This is a genomic window from Rhodopirellula sp. MGV (genome assembly GCF_002251265.1).
Taxonomy (GTDB): Bacteria; Planctomycetota; Planctomycetia; order Pirellulales; family Pirellulaceae; genus Stieleria; species Stieleria baltica_A.
Genome location: NZ_NPDI01000029.1, coordinates 37,214 through 55,276, shown reverse-complemented (window position 1 = coordinate 55,276; position 18,063 = coordinate 37,214). Strand labels below are relative to the sequence as shown.

2 protein-coding genes are annotated in these 18,063 nt (G+C 54.2%); both read right to left on the bottom strand.

Going from position 1 to position 18,063, the window contains the following annotated elements; all coding sequences use genetic code 11:
- Positions 1-3: 3 nt before the first annotated feature.
- Positions 4-4,461, bottom strand: coding sequence for a WD40 repeat domain-containing serine/threonine protein kinase (locus CGZ80_RS10435; RefSeq protein WP_094414075.1), 4,458 nt, complete (start codon positions 4,459-4,461; stop codon positions 4-6).
- Entirely contained in the window at positions 4,458-17,687 is a 13,230-nt protein-coding gene (locus CGZ80_RS10430; RefSeq protein ID WP_143543846.1) for a beta strand repeat-containing protein, read from the bottom strand. Before CGZ80_RS10430 ends, CGZ80_RS10435 begins: the two co-directional genes overlap by 4 nt.
- Between the last annotated feature and the right edge of the window lie 376 nt (positions 17,688-18,063).

Sequence of the window (18,063 nt, the reverse complement as noted above, 5' to 3'; positions counted from 1 at the left end):
TGGCTAACTGTTGAAAAGAAGTTGCGTGGTCGACATCGGATTCCCAAAGGCGCGCCCCTTTGCCGCCAACAACCAAAAGCCTCGATTGCCCATGCTCGCGTTCGAACGAAGCCATCGCGATTTCCCCCGTTTCAGCCGTCTGGATCCATTCCAGCGACTCGCCCGGATGGTCCATATCCCAAATCGCCATTTGGTATCCCGTTCGTCGTGATCGTGATTCGCTTGTCGCCTGCTGGTCACCCGCAGGAAAAAACAAACTGACCAAAGCACGTGATCCACTGTCGATAAACTGTACCGATTGAACCGACGGACGCTGCTTCGTGTCGCCACTGTTGGCCTCCGACACACGGAGCAACTGCGTGACTTGATCCGAGTTCTCTTGCTCCGATCGCGCGATTGCAAATCGTTCCACGATCGGATCGTCGCGACCAGGAATTGGGGCATGCCCAACCAATAGATACTGGCCATCGTTTGAGACGTCCAAATCGGTGACGGGCCCAGACCAGGGAACTCCGTTACCGATGTTCCGTCTTCAGAGTTCCACTGGCGTATCGTCCCATCCTCGACTGCAGTAATCACAAAGGGCGTACCTGGCACAAATTCGATGTCAGCGATGGCAGAACCTTGGCGAGTCAATTGCCCGATCAATTCTGGCACTTTATCATCCGCGGCAAATCGGAATACAAAACATTGTCCGACCGCATCCCCGATGGCGAATCGCTCTCCCGTCGCGCTCAAAGCAACAACAGTCGCATCGGGTATTTGCCGTATCCGTTGTCGGTAACTCCGGAATTGAGAATCCGACATCAAATCAGACGTCGACGCGCTCGCGAGACTTGTTCGCGATTGACCTTCAATCAATGATTCCGCCTGGTCTTGCAAAAGCGGTACGACGTTGACCGAACGGTCATCAGCGAGCAACCATAGCTTTGCTGGCGTCAACCGATCATCGCTTCCCGTGATGACGACCGTTCGTTTCGCGTCGGGTTGGCGAACCGCGACCGCAACACCACGGTATCCAGTTCCGGGAAGGACGGTCGATTGGGTCCCACGAGCGACGTTCCAAATCCGAGTGGTATTGTCAGCTGCCGCGGTCAAAAGCTGGCTGCCGTGGTCGAAGAACCTGCCGGTTGCGGTCAGCAATGCGTGGCCTTCGCCCAACAGTTGTCCCGCCGTTCGATCGTTGGTCGACAGATCCCAGACGGCAACGGTCCCGCTGTTGAACGCAGTCGCAACCCATCGACCGTCTGCGGAGTACTTGGAATCAGCAACACCAGCCAATCCGATTTCGCTGGGATGCTTTCCAAGTCGCTGTTCGGCGACCGGGTAGAGTTCTCGTGGCAATTCGTACTGTTGCCAATCCCATCGTTTGACTCCGTCGAAGGCCCCGGAAACGACCTGCTTGCCGTTTGCCGAGAACACACAAGACTGAACCCACCGTCCGTGCCCGCGCAAAACTTTTTGCAACGTCCATTGCCTATCGGGCGCGGTCCACACGCGGATGGTATTGTCATTCGCACCGGTCAGAATACATTCGCGGCCATCGACCAATCCAACTGCTAATGTCTGAATGCTCGCGGCATGTTGCTCCGAATCGTCACCGATCTGTTGGACCTGACTCATTGCGTCTCCGTCGCCTTCGAGTCGCTCATCGAGTTTCAATTGCAGCGGTTCGGCTAATTCAGTAGACGACGACGAGACGCCCCATCGCAACAACCGACGATCATAGCCACCGGAGAAAACGGCGTTCCCATCAAGGCTGAATGCGGCGCAATACACTGGGCCGTCGTGTCCCCGAAAATCGTGGATTTTAGTCGCGTCCTGTCGTCCGTTGTCGATCGCCCAAACACGAACGCGTCCATCCTCGCAGGCCGTTACAACGCGTTTTCCATCGGGGGAGAAATTTGCATCGTAAACGTCCTTTTCCAAGTGATCTCGCATCACGGAGGCCGGCTTGCCGTCGCTAAGGTCCCAAACGATGGCTTTTCGGTCTGACGCGCAAGAAACCAATCGTTTGCCATCGCTATCGAACGCCAATCCCATCACGGCGGCCTGGTGACCTTGTAATCGCATCACAACATCGTCTGCATTAAACTTGTCCGCAGAAAAGACAGAGATCGCGAACGCGTTTTCATCGACCGCACCGGCTGCGGCTGACTTGGCAACCCCGGCAACCGCAATGGTGGATCCGTCCTTTGAAACGCAAACCGCGGTGACCGAAGCACCAAAGTCCAGCTCGGATGTTGGCGTCTCAACCGCGAGGTTTCCGTTTCGCCAGAAGTAAACCTGCCCCGTATCCGTTCCGGCGACAATGACAGAACCGTCAAGCGAACTTGCCACGGATTCGACGTGCACGTTCGAAATCAAGGTATGCATCGTTGCCGGTGCAGCGGAGTCGCGTAGTAGCCCCCACTCAAGATGCCGAAGTCGAGACATGACTTCATTGACGGGTTGTCCGCTTGCCGGATCCATCTTTTCCAAAATCCGTTTCGCCTTTTCGAAGTCGTTTCGACGTATCGACTCGGCTGCTAGTCCGATTTCGGATGCATAGGCGGCTTCCTCGGCGCGTTTCTTTTCCTGCCGGGCCGTCATTTCGGCGCCGCGAGCTTCATTCTTTGCAACCAACGCGAGCTGTTCTGCCGATTTCGCTTTTGTTTCGGCATCACGAGCTGCCTTCTCCGCTCGCCGGGCCTCTTCTGCATTCGACTGGGCGATGGTCCGTTGCTCCACCGCAACTTCTTTTTCCGATGCGAGTTTTTCAGCGCTGTCTTTGAGCTCTCCGTACGAATAGAACGTCACGACGACGACCGACAGGATCGCGATGACAGCCGTGACTGCTGCGATCTTGGAGACGGTCAACAATCGTCTACGCTGCGCGCGACGAGACTCCAACAACACCAACAACTCTCGATGGCTCGCATCATTCGCATCAAGAATCGAAATGCCCAACTCAAAGTTTTCTTGATCGAGTGCGTTCTTCGCATGGGCCAGCGTCGCGATTTTCAGCCCCTGCCGGGCCGAGTGGTTTCCGTCCCACAATCGTAGCGCTTCTTCATACGCGAAGCGGCATCGGGCAAACTCATCACTGCTTTGCGCCTCGACAGCGCTGTGATAGTGCTCTTGAGCGCTTTCGGACAGCTTGATGCTCTCTCGGTGTGATTGGTACTCCCGAATCGCATCTTGAAAGTCCTTCACTGTTTGGTAGCGATCGACTTGGTTCGTCGCCATCGCTCGACGCGCAATATCGATCAGTTCCCCCGTTTTGGCCGTTGGCACAATCTCGTTGGCAGCCGCTGCCAACAAAGCCGCACGTGTGTCCCCTGTTTTCGGGTGTGGCGGCGTACCGGAAACGATCTCGTACAACGTGGCGCCGAGCAAATAGATATCACTGACGACTCCCAGCTCCGAGGGATTGTGCGCGGCCATTTCAGGCGCCATGTAGGCGGGCGTCCCCGCAGGCCCCGTTGCAACCGACGCCCAGGGTTTATCTGGATCACGTTCAACCGCGACAGCGATCCCCCAGTCCATCACCGAGACTTCACCGAACTCACCCACCATGACATTGTGTGGTTTGATATCGCGGTGAAGGAAGTTTCGGTCGTGCGCGAACGCAATCGCGTCGCAGACCTTCATCAAGATCTCGATGTTCTCCGAAGTCGTCTTCTCACGAATCGTTTCGTTCCAGGCTCGCCCCTGAACGTGCTTCATCGAATAGAACGGCAACCCATTTGCGTCGCGTCCCAACTCATAAATTGGGACGATGTTGGGGTGTTCCAGCTGTCCGGTCACGACGACTTCAGAAATGAATTGGCTTTCACCAACACTTCCCGAACCGGCGAGCTCAGCCATCGGCACCTTGACCGCAACATTGCGGTCGAGCGACGTTTGCTTCGCAGACCAAACGCGTCCCATGCTGCCTTCGCCAATGACTTCCTTTAATTCGTAGTCACCTTGGATATCTTTGCGATCCGCTTGATCGGCCCGCAAAATCTTTCGGGTCGCAATGCTTAGCGTCGGGCATTCATTCTTGGTGCCCATTGATGGCGATGCCGAGTTCAGCGTGCTTTCCGCCGACATCATCGGCCCGCCAAACGTCGACTGCCAGGTCCGTTCGACCCGTTTACGATACTGTGGCGACAACTTCCTCGGCTGGATCAGTCCCTCACTACTCGATTCACCCACACCTGGTAAATCAGGCTCGACCGTATTGGGATTGAATCCGCCAAGTACCTCATCGGCATCGGGCATCATCGATTCCAGCAACGATGCTAGCTCGGATTTTGGAGCGTTGATCGGAGGTTTCGGCGCAGCTGCTTTCGGAGCTGGCGTAGGACTTGGCGGTGCCGGATCATCGAGAACGACTTCGGTCCCCGTGAAGAAGCACGCACAGCTCCCACAGCGACCGTTTTCTTGTTCGCGCTCACCGCATTCAGAGCCACAATAGGTACAAATGATTGTCATTGTGCTTGCCTCGCGTTCGTCAAAGTACTGCCGATGCGACGAAGTGGATGGGATGCGACGGAACGATTGGTTTGGCGTCGTTTGTGAGACAACATGTGGCTGGACAAGATCATGCCTCCGGCAACCACGAATGGGCTTTTCCCAAGACGCTCAATCGCAGTTGTCGTTTCCTTCTCAGCGTCCGTGTCTTTTTCATCATCAGTCATCTCTGTCTCGCCTGATGTTTCAATGCCAGACGAGCCAAGACCTGGCTGTGATTCCGCCGCGTCTAGCTGTTGTGATTCAATCGGCTGCCCGTCGCGGATCACAAAGTCGAGCACCAACCTCTCTGTCTGGCCTTCAATCATGTAGACACGATACCGGTCGTCCGGCAGCCGTTTGAACAGCTCCGGCAATTGGCTGATCTCGAATCCGGTCTCCGACTCGGGGTTCTCCAAATCGGGCAATCGATATTCCTGATTCTCTTTGATAATCTTGACTTCGCCTTCCGATCCGAACGTGACAAGCCGCAAAACGTAGTATCGATGGTCGGATTGTTGGGCCGTGCCAATCGAGTTGGTCAACACCAAGGCAGTCTGTGTGACAAATGTCCTCTGACGTTCAAGCACACGTGTTACGTTTGCCGCCGGCTGTACGATTGCGCTGGGTCGACTCTCCCCCGGCAACGAAACGAAGAATGGCAAAATCGGCGACGAGACTGCCAAGACAATCGTTTGTGAATCGTAGCGAGCGTCGTCAAAGACAGACGTTCCACCGCTAGTCAGGTTGATCGTTCCGTTTGCAATCTCGACGATCCCAATTTCGACGTTAATGTCAGCTGACGGGTTCGATGGGTCGGGTGCATTTTCGTAGTTATGTGCGAACACCGAACTACCGTACGCTGGCGAGATCGTCGACTGAATAATCTGCGTTCTTGGATCGCCCGGCGGCGAAGATGTCTGCGGCCCTAAGGGATCGCCTTCTTGCCAATTGATTTGGACATCGATGCCAGTCGCGTAAGGGTCAACGATTACAAAATCGATTTGCGCGATGCGATTGGAGTCTGTTAACGCGTCACCGATATCAGTGGATCCCGCAAAAGGATCCGATGCATTCACTAGCTTGCCGCTGAAGCTCCCCTGGTTGGTCGAAAACACTGCACCATCGGTGACCAGCAACCCACCTGCTGTCGTTGCCGTGATGTCGATTGTTCCTGCGGCACTCGAGATATCGCCATCATCAACGATGATCATTGAAAGTGCCTGCAAAACCACATCCCCACTTCCCCCTGCGCTTACCGCCCCAAGCACATTCATCGCATCGGCGGAAAGGACTTCGACCGATCCGCTTGCGGCTGATGCGCCACCCAAGTTGACTGCTCGACCTACACGGACAAAGACTCCTCCCACACCAGAACTGTGCGCTGTCAAGTAGCTGCTCGAAACATCAAGTGCCCCATTCCCGGACAAGTCTGCTCCTGCTGTTGCACCTATCGCACCGACCGCACTTAGAAAGACTGAACCAGCGGTCGTAATGTTTGCCGTTTGATTGTTCGATGTTTCGTTGATGTTCGCCGCCGACGATATCGCGATCGCTCCCAAATCACTCCCGACGGCATGGTCGCCAAGATCAATGTCTCCTGAGGTCGTGGTAAGAACGACAACTCCCTCGTCCCTATTTCGCAAACTTTCGTCTCCAGAAGATCCGCTTGCGATCGTAGCGGACGCGGCAGTGACGGAAACCAATGTGCGTCCACCAATCCCCAGCACTTGGCCGCTACTGGAAGTTGTAAACGAACCTCCAGAAACGAAAACTAAGTTGCCCAACACCGATTCGACAGAGGTGTCGACAGAGATATCTCCGCCCACATTGACACTCAAATCTCGAAATGTTGATGCGGTGGACTGGAAAGCGACATCTGCCGTTCCGCCGTTGTCGGATAGCGAAATCGTACCGCTGAGATTGCTAGACTGGTTGATCCCACTGACGACAAAACCTCCAGTAGAAATCAGCGACAGGTTTCCTGCCTGAATCGCATCCCATTCGGATTGCGAAAGGTTCATCCCGCCTACAACGACCCCAGTTCCGAGCCCGATTCCGGTTCCCTCCGACTCGGTAATCGTCACCGATGCGGTCCCCACATTGATCGTTCCCCCGAACGAAATGTCGTCAGCGGTGATTTGCAATTCGTTTCCGTTCGTATCGATCGCCATTCCGGTAGCGATTGTCAATAATCCATTGCCATCACCAGCATCCGTATCCGCATCGATGATTAGCGCCCCTGCAGTCGTCAGGCTTTGATTGATCGTGATACCGTCAGCAGCCTGAAGGGTAAGGGCACCGCTTCCAACTAAACCGCCTTGATCGGCGGACATCGACAGTGACCCAGCTGACTGAACCGTCACCCCTGCCGCAAAGAGGACAGCATCGACACCATCAACGGTGTTGTTGGTGTCTGCATCAAGCGACAAGTCGCCACCAGTCGTGATTAGATCAGAGTTGATCAAGATTCCATTGGCGGCCTGTACATCCAATGAGTCAAAACTGGAGCCGCTCCCTGAGAAACTGATTTGGCCATCGGAATCAAGTGTCGTAAGCCCAACAATCAAGGCGGTGTCGCTTGCCGCTACACCGCTAACATAAATGCTTCCGGAGGTTGCTAGGTCCAACGCCCCCGCCTGAATCTTTTCTAGTTCCGAACCTGAAAGGTTCAGCCCGTTGGCGACAACGGCATTCCCCAAACCAATTCCGCTCCCGTCCGAATCATTGACGTGCAACGTTCCCGTTCCGATATTGATCGCTCCAAGAAGATTTACATCGTTTGCCGTGATCGTAAGCGACTGATTTGAACTCGTGAGACTGCCTGTCGCAGAAATCGTAAATGTTCCGCTGTTGTCCCCCGAGTCGGTGTCGGCGTTGACGGTCAAGGTTCCGCCAGTTTGGAAATCGCCAACGATTTGTACGCCGTCAGCAGCACGTATTACCAAACCGCCATTGCCTTGAATCAAAGCACCGTCCAGGCGAATTTGATCCGAAGATGTAAGCTGTACCCCAAACGCGATGTTAAGCGTGCCTACACCTGAGTCATCCGCATCGGAATCCAGAACCAACGAACCCCCTGTTGTCGTCAGGTCGACATTGACATTTAAACCGTTGTCTGCCGAAGCGCTAATCGACTCCCAAACCGGCGACGTATTTAGAAACGAAATCGTTTGCCCTGCATTGAGATTTAGGCCACCAGTAATTGAAACAGGCTGAACCGCACCGTTTACTTCGATATCGCCGCTGCTGTTGATGGTGAGTCCGCCCGCGGTAATGCTTCCAAGTTCCGTGTTGGAAACATGCATCCCACCCGCAATCACGGCAGCCCCGACCCCGATTCCATCACCATTGGAATCTTCGATCGTCGTGATTGCCGTTCCCGACGACACGGTACCTTGTAAGTCCAGGTCGTTACCGATGAGGTTCAGCGCGTTGTTGTTCGTCGTTACCGATGCGGCAGAAGTGATCTGAACAGTACCATTGGAATCGGCGTCGCTATCAGCATGTAAAGTCAACGTCCCTTGAGCAGTCACGACTTGTTGAAGAATCAGATCATTGCCGGCGAGAAGCGATGCAGACCCAAACGCCGTTACTTTTCCGGAAGTTGTTGAAAATTCGAGGTCACCAGCTGAAGCGATCTGTATTCCATCAGCGATATTGACCGAATCATTTCCGTCAGCGATGCCATTGGCATCCGAATCCAAATACAAATCACCAACCGTCGTAGTGACATTCGCATCGAAATAGACACCGTCATCGGCATCAACGCGCAACTGGTTGAAGGAACTCTCGGCGGTCAAAAACTGGACGTAGCGCCCCGATACCAATCGAGTCGTGTCCGCAGTGGAAGCATTCTGTATCAGCCCGGCCACTTCAATTCGATTCGACGATTGAACGACCAATTCACTCGTGATCAGTCGATTCACCTCCGCTTGCCCCAGGATCAACATTCCTGGAATGCCGCCTGATCCAAGACGGACACCACTTCCATCAGAATCGACGAATGTGATCGATCCAGTGCCCGCATCGATGGTTCCTTGAACCGTCGCGTTGTTCGCGGTGATCACGATATTGTGATCGTTCGAATCGATGGCCCCTGTCGAGGAGACGGTGAAAGTTCCCTGACCATCGCCGGGATCACTGTCAGCATTGAACGACAAGTCTCCCAGAAGTGAACTCAAATTGCTCGAGATTACCACGCCGTCCGTTGAAGAAACATTCAAACGGTTGAACGTCGAATCGCCACCGCTAAACGTGACTCGCGAGCCGTTACCGGTGACCTGTAAATCAAAGAAGCCACTGATATTGCCGCCTTGCGTAAACGAATCGACGGTCAGATTTCCCGATGTATTAAGGATGAGATCTCCAGCGGTCAAATTGTTTGACTCGGCGGAGCTTAGATTCATGCCGCCGGTAACCGCTGCCAGCCCTAGTCCGATTCCCGTGCCATCAGAATCCGTCAGCGACAAATTGGCGGTGCCCGAATCAATGGTGCCATCAACCACGATATCGTCCGCGACAATCTGGATCAGTTGATTGTTGGACGTGATTGATCCGGTCGAAGCCACCGTCAGCGTACCGCCGTTGGCCTGGTCAGCATCAGCATCAATTGAGAGCACGCCATTTGCGATCACATCCGTATTGATCAGGATAGAATCATCGGAGCTAAATTGCGCTGCACCGGAAACCGTGACGCCGCCCGTTTGTGATGCAAGCGTCAACGACGTCGCAGCAGCCAATGTGACGCCATCAGCAATCAGGATCGAATTCGCTGTGCCGCTCGCACTATCAGCATCCCCATCCAACGACATTGCCCCTTCGGTTGTCGTCAGGTCGACGTTGATCACGATTTGATCGTCAGCTGAAACAGAAAGCGTCCCGAACGACGACGATTGATTGATAAATTGAACGTCTCCTCCAGATTCCAGATATGTCGTGCCTTGAACCGTGGCTGGTTGACTAAACGCTTCGACCTGAATCCGTGAGGGAGCACGAAACGTCAAATCTCCTGAACTGATTCGCGACATTTCGGTCGAGTCAAAAGTCAAGCCATCCGCCAACACCACACTGCCAAGTCCCAGCACATCGTTATCAGATACCTCGATAACTGTTCCAGCCGTTCCACTGTTGACAGTGCCCTGCAAATCGATGTCATCCGCAACCAATGTGACCACTTGGTTGTTGGTCGAGAGCACCACTCCTGCATCGACCGTTAAGGTTCCGATGTCGTCGCTACCGTCGACGTCCGCATCAATGCTGAGTGTTCCGATCGTTGCAGTTAGGCTTGCTTGCACTTGCACGCCGTCACTTGCGTTGACCGCGACTTCGTTAAAACTCGATGCACCGCCTGTAAATTGGATCGTCGACGAGTTTCCAATAGCGTTCAATTCTGTCGTGCCGCCTAATGTTGCCGGCTGCGACATGGAATCCACAACGATGTTGCCGGTGGTCGTCAGCACCAACCCACCGGCGGTCATATTTTGGAAATCAGAAACGGCCAAGTTGAGACCACCGACGACAGTTGCTTGGCCCAATCCAATTCCACCACCGTCACTGTCTTCGATGCTGATGGTTGCAGTTCCACTGTTAACCGCCCCGGCGATCGTCATTTCGCCAACGGTCAGATTGATCGCTTGATTGTTGGAATCAACCGTCACGCCGGCTTCGACCGTCAACGTGCCTAGCCCTGAATTGTCCCGATCGGCATCAATCGTCAACACACCCAGGGTTGAAAGCGAATCTTTGATTGTGACGCCATCATCGCCAATCAACGTCAACGTCCCTTGTCCTACGATCCCGCCACCATCAGCCTGTAGCGTCAGCAATCCACTGCTGGTAACGACAACTCCGTCAGCAAACACGAGATTGTCGTTCGTATCCGTTATCGAGTCAGCGTCGGCAACCAACGCCAAATCGCCATCAGCAGTCGAGAGGTCACTCGAGACTGAGATCTGGTCGTCAGCGTTGACTACTAGGGTACGGAAACTGGATGCCGTACCGAGGAAGCTAACATTTGTCGCTGTAATCGTCGTGGTACCGCCGACGGTACCAGACTGCGTGAAATCCTGGACGATCACATCCCCAGCAGTAATGATATTCAGCCCATTGGTGGTGAAGTCCTGCAGATCACTCGTGCTCAGGTTCATACCACCAACCAGGCTGGTTGATCCCAAACCGATATCGTCACCATCGGAGTTTTGAATCGTCGTCGAAGCTGTCCCGCTATTGAAGCTTCCTTGAATATCCAAATCGGCGGCAATGATTGTCAAAGCAGAATTGTTCGTCACGATCGCTGCACCTGCGGCGACGTGAAGTGTTCCGGCATCCAAATCAACATCGCTGTCAGCGTTCAGAACCAACGCCCCCAGCGTCGTCAGATCATCTTCGATGTTAATCCCGTCGGCAGCAATCAATGTCAACGCGCCCGTCGAATTGATTCCACCAGTTGTTGCCGCAATGGTCAGTGTTCCTGCAGATTGGACAGAAGCTCCCGCGGCAAAGGTCAAACTGTCGCCGCCGGAATTATTTGCATCGCCGTCGATCGTGAGGTCGCCAACATCTGTTGAAAGTAAGCCTGCAATGGAAATGCCATTTCCGCTTGCCTGCAATGAATTGAAAATCGCGCCGTTGTTCGTAAACGTGATTGATCCACCGGCATTCAGAGTGAGCAGTCCAGCAATTCCATTGCTATTCGCGGCAGTGATCCGATCAACCACCATCGCACCTGACGTCCGCAATTCGAGATTATTGGCAACCGTCAGCTGGAGCTCACTTCCGCTCACATCAAACCCGACGCTGGTGTCGCCAAGTCCGATTCCGGATCCATCAGAATCGACCAACAAAACGTCGCCTGCCCCGGCGTCAAGATTGCCTTGGAGCTCGATACTGTCAGCAGTAATCGCAATGTCTTGTCCGGTAGAATTCAATCCACCAAGAACACCAATTGTAAACGTCCCAATCCCATCACCAGCATCCGTATCCGCGTTGATCGCAATTACTTGTGTCGTCGAAACGGAAGCATTCAACACGACACCGTCACTGGCGTTGATCGCCAAACCGACAAAACTTGAGGCACCGTTCTGGAACGTTACGGTCGAGTTCGCACCATCCGCCGTCAGCGTTACTGTCCCGGTGATCGTCGCCGGGACGCTCACTTGGTCGGCAACGATATCCCCACTGGTGCGCAGCGTTAAATCTCCGGCGGTGAATTGTGCAAGTTCTGTATTGCCCAATCCGATCGTGCCGGGCAGCAGATTAGCGCCCACGGAAAAGCCAACTCCTGACGAGTCGCGAAGCGTCAATGCCCCCGAGCCGGCCGACACAGTGCTCTGAAAGTCCAAGTCTGCGGCAGTGATATCAATCGCCGAATTGGATGTCGCAATCGAAGACAAAGCTTGAATCGTGCCTGAACCGTTATCATCGGAATCCGCGTCGATCGTAAGCGTTCCGGCTCCGCTGAACGCGTCTTCAAGCACAATCCCGTTTGTTGCCAACAGATCGACGCCGCCAAGTCCAACGAGGCCTCCGGTTGTCGATAACAAGTGCAGGTTTGTCGCAGATTGGATCTGCACACCATCGGCAATACGAATTTGGTCGACACTATCCGCTGATGTGTTTGCATCACCATCGATTCGAATCTGCCCCAAGTCTGTCGTCAGATCTCCATGAATCAAAACCCCATCATCCGCACGCACATCGATCGCGTTAAACACCGAGTCACCCGAAAAGCTGACCGATCCGCCGCTGTTTAGCGTTAACAGCCCGCCAATAGAATTGGAGTCCGCAGCCGCGACGTTCTCGACCAAGATCGCCCCACCAGTCGTCAACGTGAGGTGATTGACAATCAAGGAAGCCAACTCCGCGCCGCTGAAGTTGATCCCGGAAGAAACGGCATCGCCGAGCCCGATTCCGTCATCATCCGAGTCGGTAATCGTCAACGTCGTGCTGGCATCGCCAAGTGTTCCGGCTAAGTCCAAGTCGTTCGCCGTAATCTGAATCATATGGGATGTCGTTGAAGTCACGACTGCTCCCGAGCCGACTGCAAACGTTCCTAGATCATCATTCGCATCCCGATCAGCATCGATTGTCAACGCTCCAATCGCTGTCAATGAATCGGTCACGGTCACACCATCATCGGCGAGCAAATCCAAGTCACCAGCCGCGAAGATCGCTCCCGTATCAGCCGCCAAAGAGATCGCACCGGCCGAAGTAAGTGTCACACCTGCGGCTATTTGTATGTCATCGTTAACATCAGCGGCGAGGTCCGCGTCTGCAATCAATGTCAGTGAACCGACCGTCGTCGTTAAATCAACGTCAACGGTGATCCGGTCATCTGCACTAGCCAACAACGTTCGAAACGTTGTTGCGGTGTTGATAAATTGAATTTCAGCCCCGGCATCCAAACTCACTGATCCGGAAATACTTGCCGGCTGACTGACATTGTCGACCGTGATTGATCCGTCTGTATTGAGTTGCAATTCGCTCGCCGTGAACCGGGACAGCTCACTATTGCTAATGTCGACACCACCGGATGCGGTATCGCCGAGTCCGATTCCATTTCCCTCTGATTCGTTGATTACCATCGCGGCGCTACCACTGCTCAGGCTGCCGTTGACGAACAACTCGTCAGCCCGAATCGTCATGGTTCCCGAGGACGAAACAATAGCACTCGCATCAACTGTGAGAGCACCTGCTGTTAAAAGCGTGTCGCTATCCGCATCAATTTGCAGCGTCCCAGTCACCGTCAGCGAAGATTCAATGGTGACCCCGGATGCTGCATGAAACGTCAGATCTCCTGAGCCGACCATTCCGCCCGAGGTCGCCGACAGTTGAATCAAACCGGCGGAACTCAGTTGTATTCCATCGGCGAAACTGATTTGGTGGCCGCCAACATCGTCAAAATCGCCGTCGATCAGAAGATCGCCACTACTGGTCGTCACATCAGCTGAAACCGCTACGCCGCCATCGGCTCGAACGTCAAGAGTTTGAAACGACGTTTCCCCTGAAAAGGTTACGGATCCTCCCGCTACCATCTGCGCTGAACTAATCGTCGCGGTATTCGCTGCCGTGACCTGCGAACTTTCAATACCGCCAGTCGAGGTCAAACGCAAGAAAGCGGTGCTGATCGCTTGCAGTTCAGCCCCCGTGAGATTCAGACCGTTAAGAACGGTTGCGGTACCAAGGGCCACTCCAGACCCATCGGAATCAACCAACAGCAAACTCCCCGTACCGGTATTGATCGTCCCCGATAGAACGACATCATTGGCAGTCAAGTTGAGCGTGTTGTTCGAAGTCGTGATTGATGCAGACGCGGCAAGAGTAAACTCACCGACTTGGTCCCCCGCATCGCTATCAGCATTGATCGTGAGATCGCCCGATGTCGTAAGCGAATCGTTGATGGAGATTCCGTCTGCGGCGACTAGCTGAACGCTTCCAGCACCTGTGATTGCATCACCATCGGCATCAAGTGTCAGGATTCCAGTCGAGCTGATTTGTACCCCATCGGCAATCAAAATCGCATCGACACCGGCGCCGTCGTCAATGAGGTCGGTATCGCCATCAATGGTCAGGTCTCCTGTATCCGTCGAAAGATTACCGTCGATTGCGACACCAGCGTTCGCATTGATTGCGAGCGAGTTGAAGACTGCACCAGCCGACTCCACCGTCACGCGACCGTCGCTATTGAGCGTGAGCGTTCCGGAGACACCGTTGCTCTGTGCCGCGGTGATCAATCCGATATCGAGATCACCACCCGTTGACAGCGTCAATGCCGAAGCGGAAATCGCTTGTAGCTCTGCTCCCGAAAGGTTCAGGCCACCAGCAATGCTTGCCGAGCCAATCGCGATTCCACTGGTAATCCCACCAGCGTCATCGATCGAAGTAGCACCTGTACTTGATACAGTTCCTTGTAAGTCAATGTCTTCGGCGGTGATCTGAATCTCGGTTGCTGACGTAACGGCTGCTCCTGCCACAACTGTCACAGTACCGATCTCGTCGCCATCATTGTCGGATCGCAACGTCATGCTACCTATTGTGGTCGTGACATTGCCGTTGAAAGTGATCCCGTCGTTGGCATCGACTACCAACGTTTCAAAACTGGATGCGGAAGCGCCGAAAACCACGGTCGATGTGGCCCCGTTTGCCAATAGCCGAGCGGATCCAGACAAGTTGGTTAACGAACTGACTCCTGCAACTTGAATACTGCTGTCGCTTTGAACGATGAAGTCGTCCGCCGTGATTAGCCCCAGTTCGGCATCCGAGATCTGCATTCCACCAGCGACTGTCGCAGACCCTAGCCCGATTGATGTCCCAGTGGAACCACGTACCATCAAATCACCCGCGCCTAGACCGACCGCGCCAACAATGACCAAGTCATTCGCCGTGATCTCGACGGACTGATCGGATGTAGACAATGTATCCGAAATCGTTGCGGTCCCGATTCCGTCATCGTCAAAATCGGCGTCGATCGTTAAAGCACCACTGCTACTAACCGCATCGCCAAGAGTTACTCCAGAATTCGCATTTAACGTCCAATCACCAGCGGCGCTGATTCCTCCTGTCGTCGCATACAAAGACAACGCACCCGCCGAATCAAGCTGGATACCATCCGCAATTTGCAGAGTACCGGACGTTGCGTTATCGAAATCCGCATCAAGATCAAGATCACCAACCTGAGTCGAAACATTGGCATTGATCGCGATACCATCGACGGCTCGAACATCCAGAGCATTGAAAGACGATTGGCTATTGAAGGTCGTACTGGTACCGGAGGAAAGCGTCACAACGCCCAATATTTGGTCACTATCGGTGCTCGCGATCGCGGCGACGGTTATTGCGCCGCCCGTCTGCAGAGTCAAACCAGTCGCAGCAATACGGCCGAGTTCGCTGGCGCCGAGAACCATTTGCCCTGATCCACTGTTCCCGCCAACGAGTATTCCTGCCGCGAAAGATTCATTGATGGACACCGCTGCGGTGCCTGCGATCAAGTCTCCTTGGAAATCAAGGTCCGCGGCAGTGATCGAAACCAAATGATCCGTTGAATTTACTGCCTGCGTCGAGCTGATCTCGACCGTCCCCACTCCATCAACGTCCGCGTCAGCGTTCATCGTGATCGCTTGATTGGAAGTCAATGACGCATCGAATGTGATTCCGTTGTTGCCAACCAATGAAAGTGTTCCGGCATTTGACGCGACCACGGACCACGCAGAATCGATTACCAAGCTGCTGACTACGGTCGTTTGCCGGTTCACAGCCAGACGATTGTCACCTGCGGTCGTCGCTTGCCCCAGTGTCAGCGTTCCGGTCGTTGCGATTGTCCCCAACGAAGTCACATCAATGTCACTGCCAACTGTCAGCGAGTCACCGCTGGATGTCGCGAGGTTGATATTGGTAGCCCCCGAACCGACAACCGCCGTCGCGTCGAATGAAAATCCGGCCGCGAGCAAATTGATTTCTCCGTTTGGTGCTGCGATCGTTACGCCAGCCGCGATCGTTAAATCGCCTGTACCATTGGAAGCAACATGAACGGAGTCTGCTTCGAGGTATAGGTCACCGCCCACTGTGATATTCGCGTTCACATCGATGTGACGTCCGGCTTGAAACGCGAGCGATGCGTTCGACAGACTGATCGCTTCGTTGACGAAGATATCGCGTGACGCTTGGATCGTAACCAATCCGGCAACGTCCGAGATCGCTGACGCCGAAATATCGAAGTTGCTGCTCGACGAATCACCACTCAAGATTTCTGAGTCACTGAGTTCGGCATCATCGCTGCCAGCGTTAACAATCGTGACAGTCATCGGGTCAAGCAACAATCTGCCCATCTGGCCACTCGGCGACGCTACATCAACACCACCGTAGAATGCCAGAGCTTCGCGTCCAGAGACTTCGACGAAGCCACCATCGCCTGAGATCTGGCCGCCACGAGCAGAAATTTGGCCGTAGTATCGCGTCCAGTCGTTCGCCCACACGATGACCTTTCCACCCTGACCTTGGTGAATCGCGTCGGCACGGATCGCAACGTTTGTCGCGACGAACGTGCGTTCGGCATTGGCAATCGTTTCCCCCTGACCTTGGTAGTCGCCACCGATCAGAATTTGACCTCCACCGGAGTGTCCCGAAGCCAACAGTGTTGCGTTGTCGAACAAGCCGACAGCTTGTCCAGTCACCCGTATTTGGCCACCAATACCGCCAACGCTTTGATCAGAGACATCGATTGTGCCTCGGATAATCGTGGTGCCGGAGTCCAAGCTATCGATACTGACAACACCACCTTCGAAGTGAAGCTGTCCTTCGTGAAGGACTCTCGCACCGACGAGGTCCAGTGAACTCCCCACGCCAGAAAGATGACTGGACTCAACCAATGTAAGCGACTGACTCGCATGAAACGCAATTGACGCCCGATCGGTTTGCAAACTACCGGCCCAGACGATTTTTCCGGAAGCCACATCGAAATTGTCTCCCGAAAATCGAAAGACGCCGTCGCCATGGACTGTGTCGGACGCATCGCCCAGGATCCGAAAATCAGCTTGCCCCCATCCTTCTCCACCGTGCAGGAATACTTCGTTGCCTGATCCTTGTTGATCAACGGTGTCGAGTGAAAAGGCTGCCGAAGGCGAATCGAATTGGTAACGCAACTGATCCGTGGACTGTGATCCTGCGTCGAGTGAAGCACCAAATGTCAGAATGTTTGAGTCTCCCAAACGCTCGGCGATTTGCAAATTCACCTCCAGATCATCCGCTTGCAGACTGACCAGGATTTCGGCGACATCCAAAGCCTGCTCGATCTGTTCAACGTTTCGAATGACCATCTCCGACGTTGTGCCATCGTGTCGCAGGGTTGCGTCAAAAGCGTTTCGACCGCTGATCGCGGCGATCAATTCGTCGAATTGCTGCTCGCCTGCCAACGACACCTGATCTGCACCGCCATGGCCATCGATTTCGAAATCGATCAAACGCCCTATCGCGTCGTGGTAGTTAATTTGCACATGATCGCTATCACCTGAACCGACGATGCGAATTTTTGCGATGTCATCAATCGACCGCGTCTCTCGACTTTGTCCGTTGACCCGCACATCGATGGTCGATTCATGAACGTCAATCTGATAGACATCGGCATGCCCATCGTCTGCGTCTTGTCCCGCATCAATGACCAACTCGGAAAGCACGCCGTCGGCGTTCAGCACACGCCGTGTCTCCAGTTGCATCACCCCCAACTCGATCGCCAAACGTTCTCGTCTTCTTTGAACATTGGCGCGACGGCCCTTGATCCAGTCCAAAAATGTGCGAGTCGGCATATTGGGATGCTCAAAGCAATCAGGAGGTGCAAATCGATACGTTCCATCCCACTGAAGCCTTCAATCGTCCGTGACACGTTGGCCAACTGAATCTGCCCGATCACTCCGTGGTTCGGTTGCTTGGCGAACGCGGATTTGGCAGCGTCCCACCGCACACGTTCCCTCGTCAGATTTTCGGATCTGGCCGCGCAGATTTGCCAACCTTTACGTCTTACCACCCCCAACCCGCTCGGAAACAATTCCTGTTAGCCGAGCTCTTCGGGTCGTGCCGATTCTGCGGTTCACA

Bases quoted from the DNA above. Each gene is read 5' to 3' on its own strand.
- CGZ80_RS10435 (WP_094414075.1), bottom strand. From the start codon at position 4,461: ATGACAATCATTTGTACCTATTGTGGCTCTGAATGCGGTGAGCGCGAA.
- CGZ80_RS10430 (WP_143543846.1), bottom strand. From the start codon at position 17,687: ATGCAACTGGAGACACGGCGTGTGCTGAACGCCGACGGCGTGCTTTCC.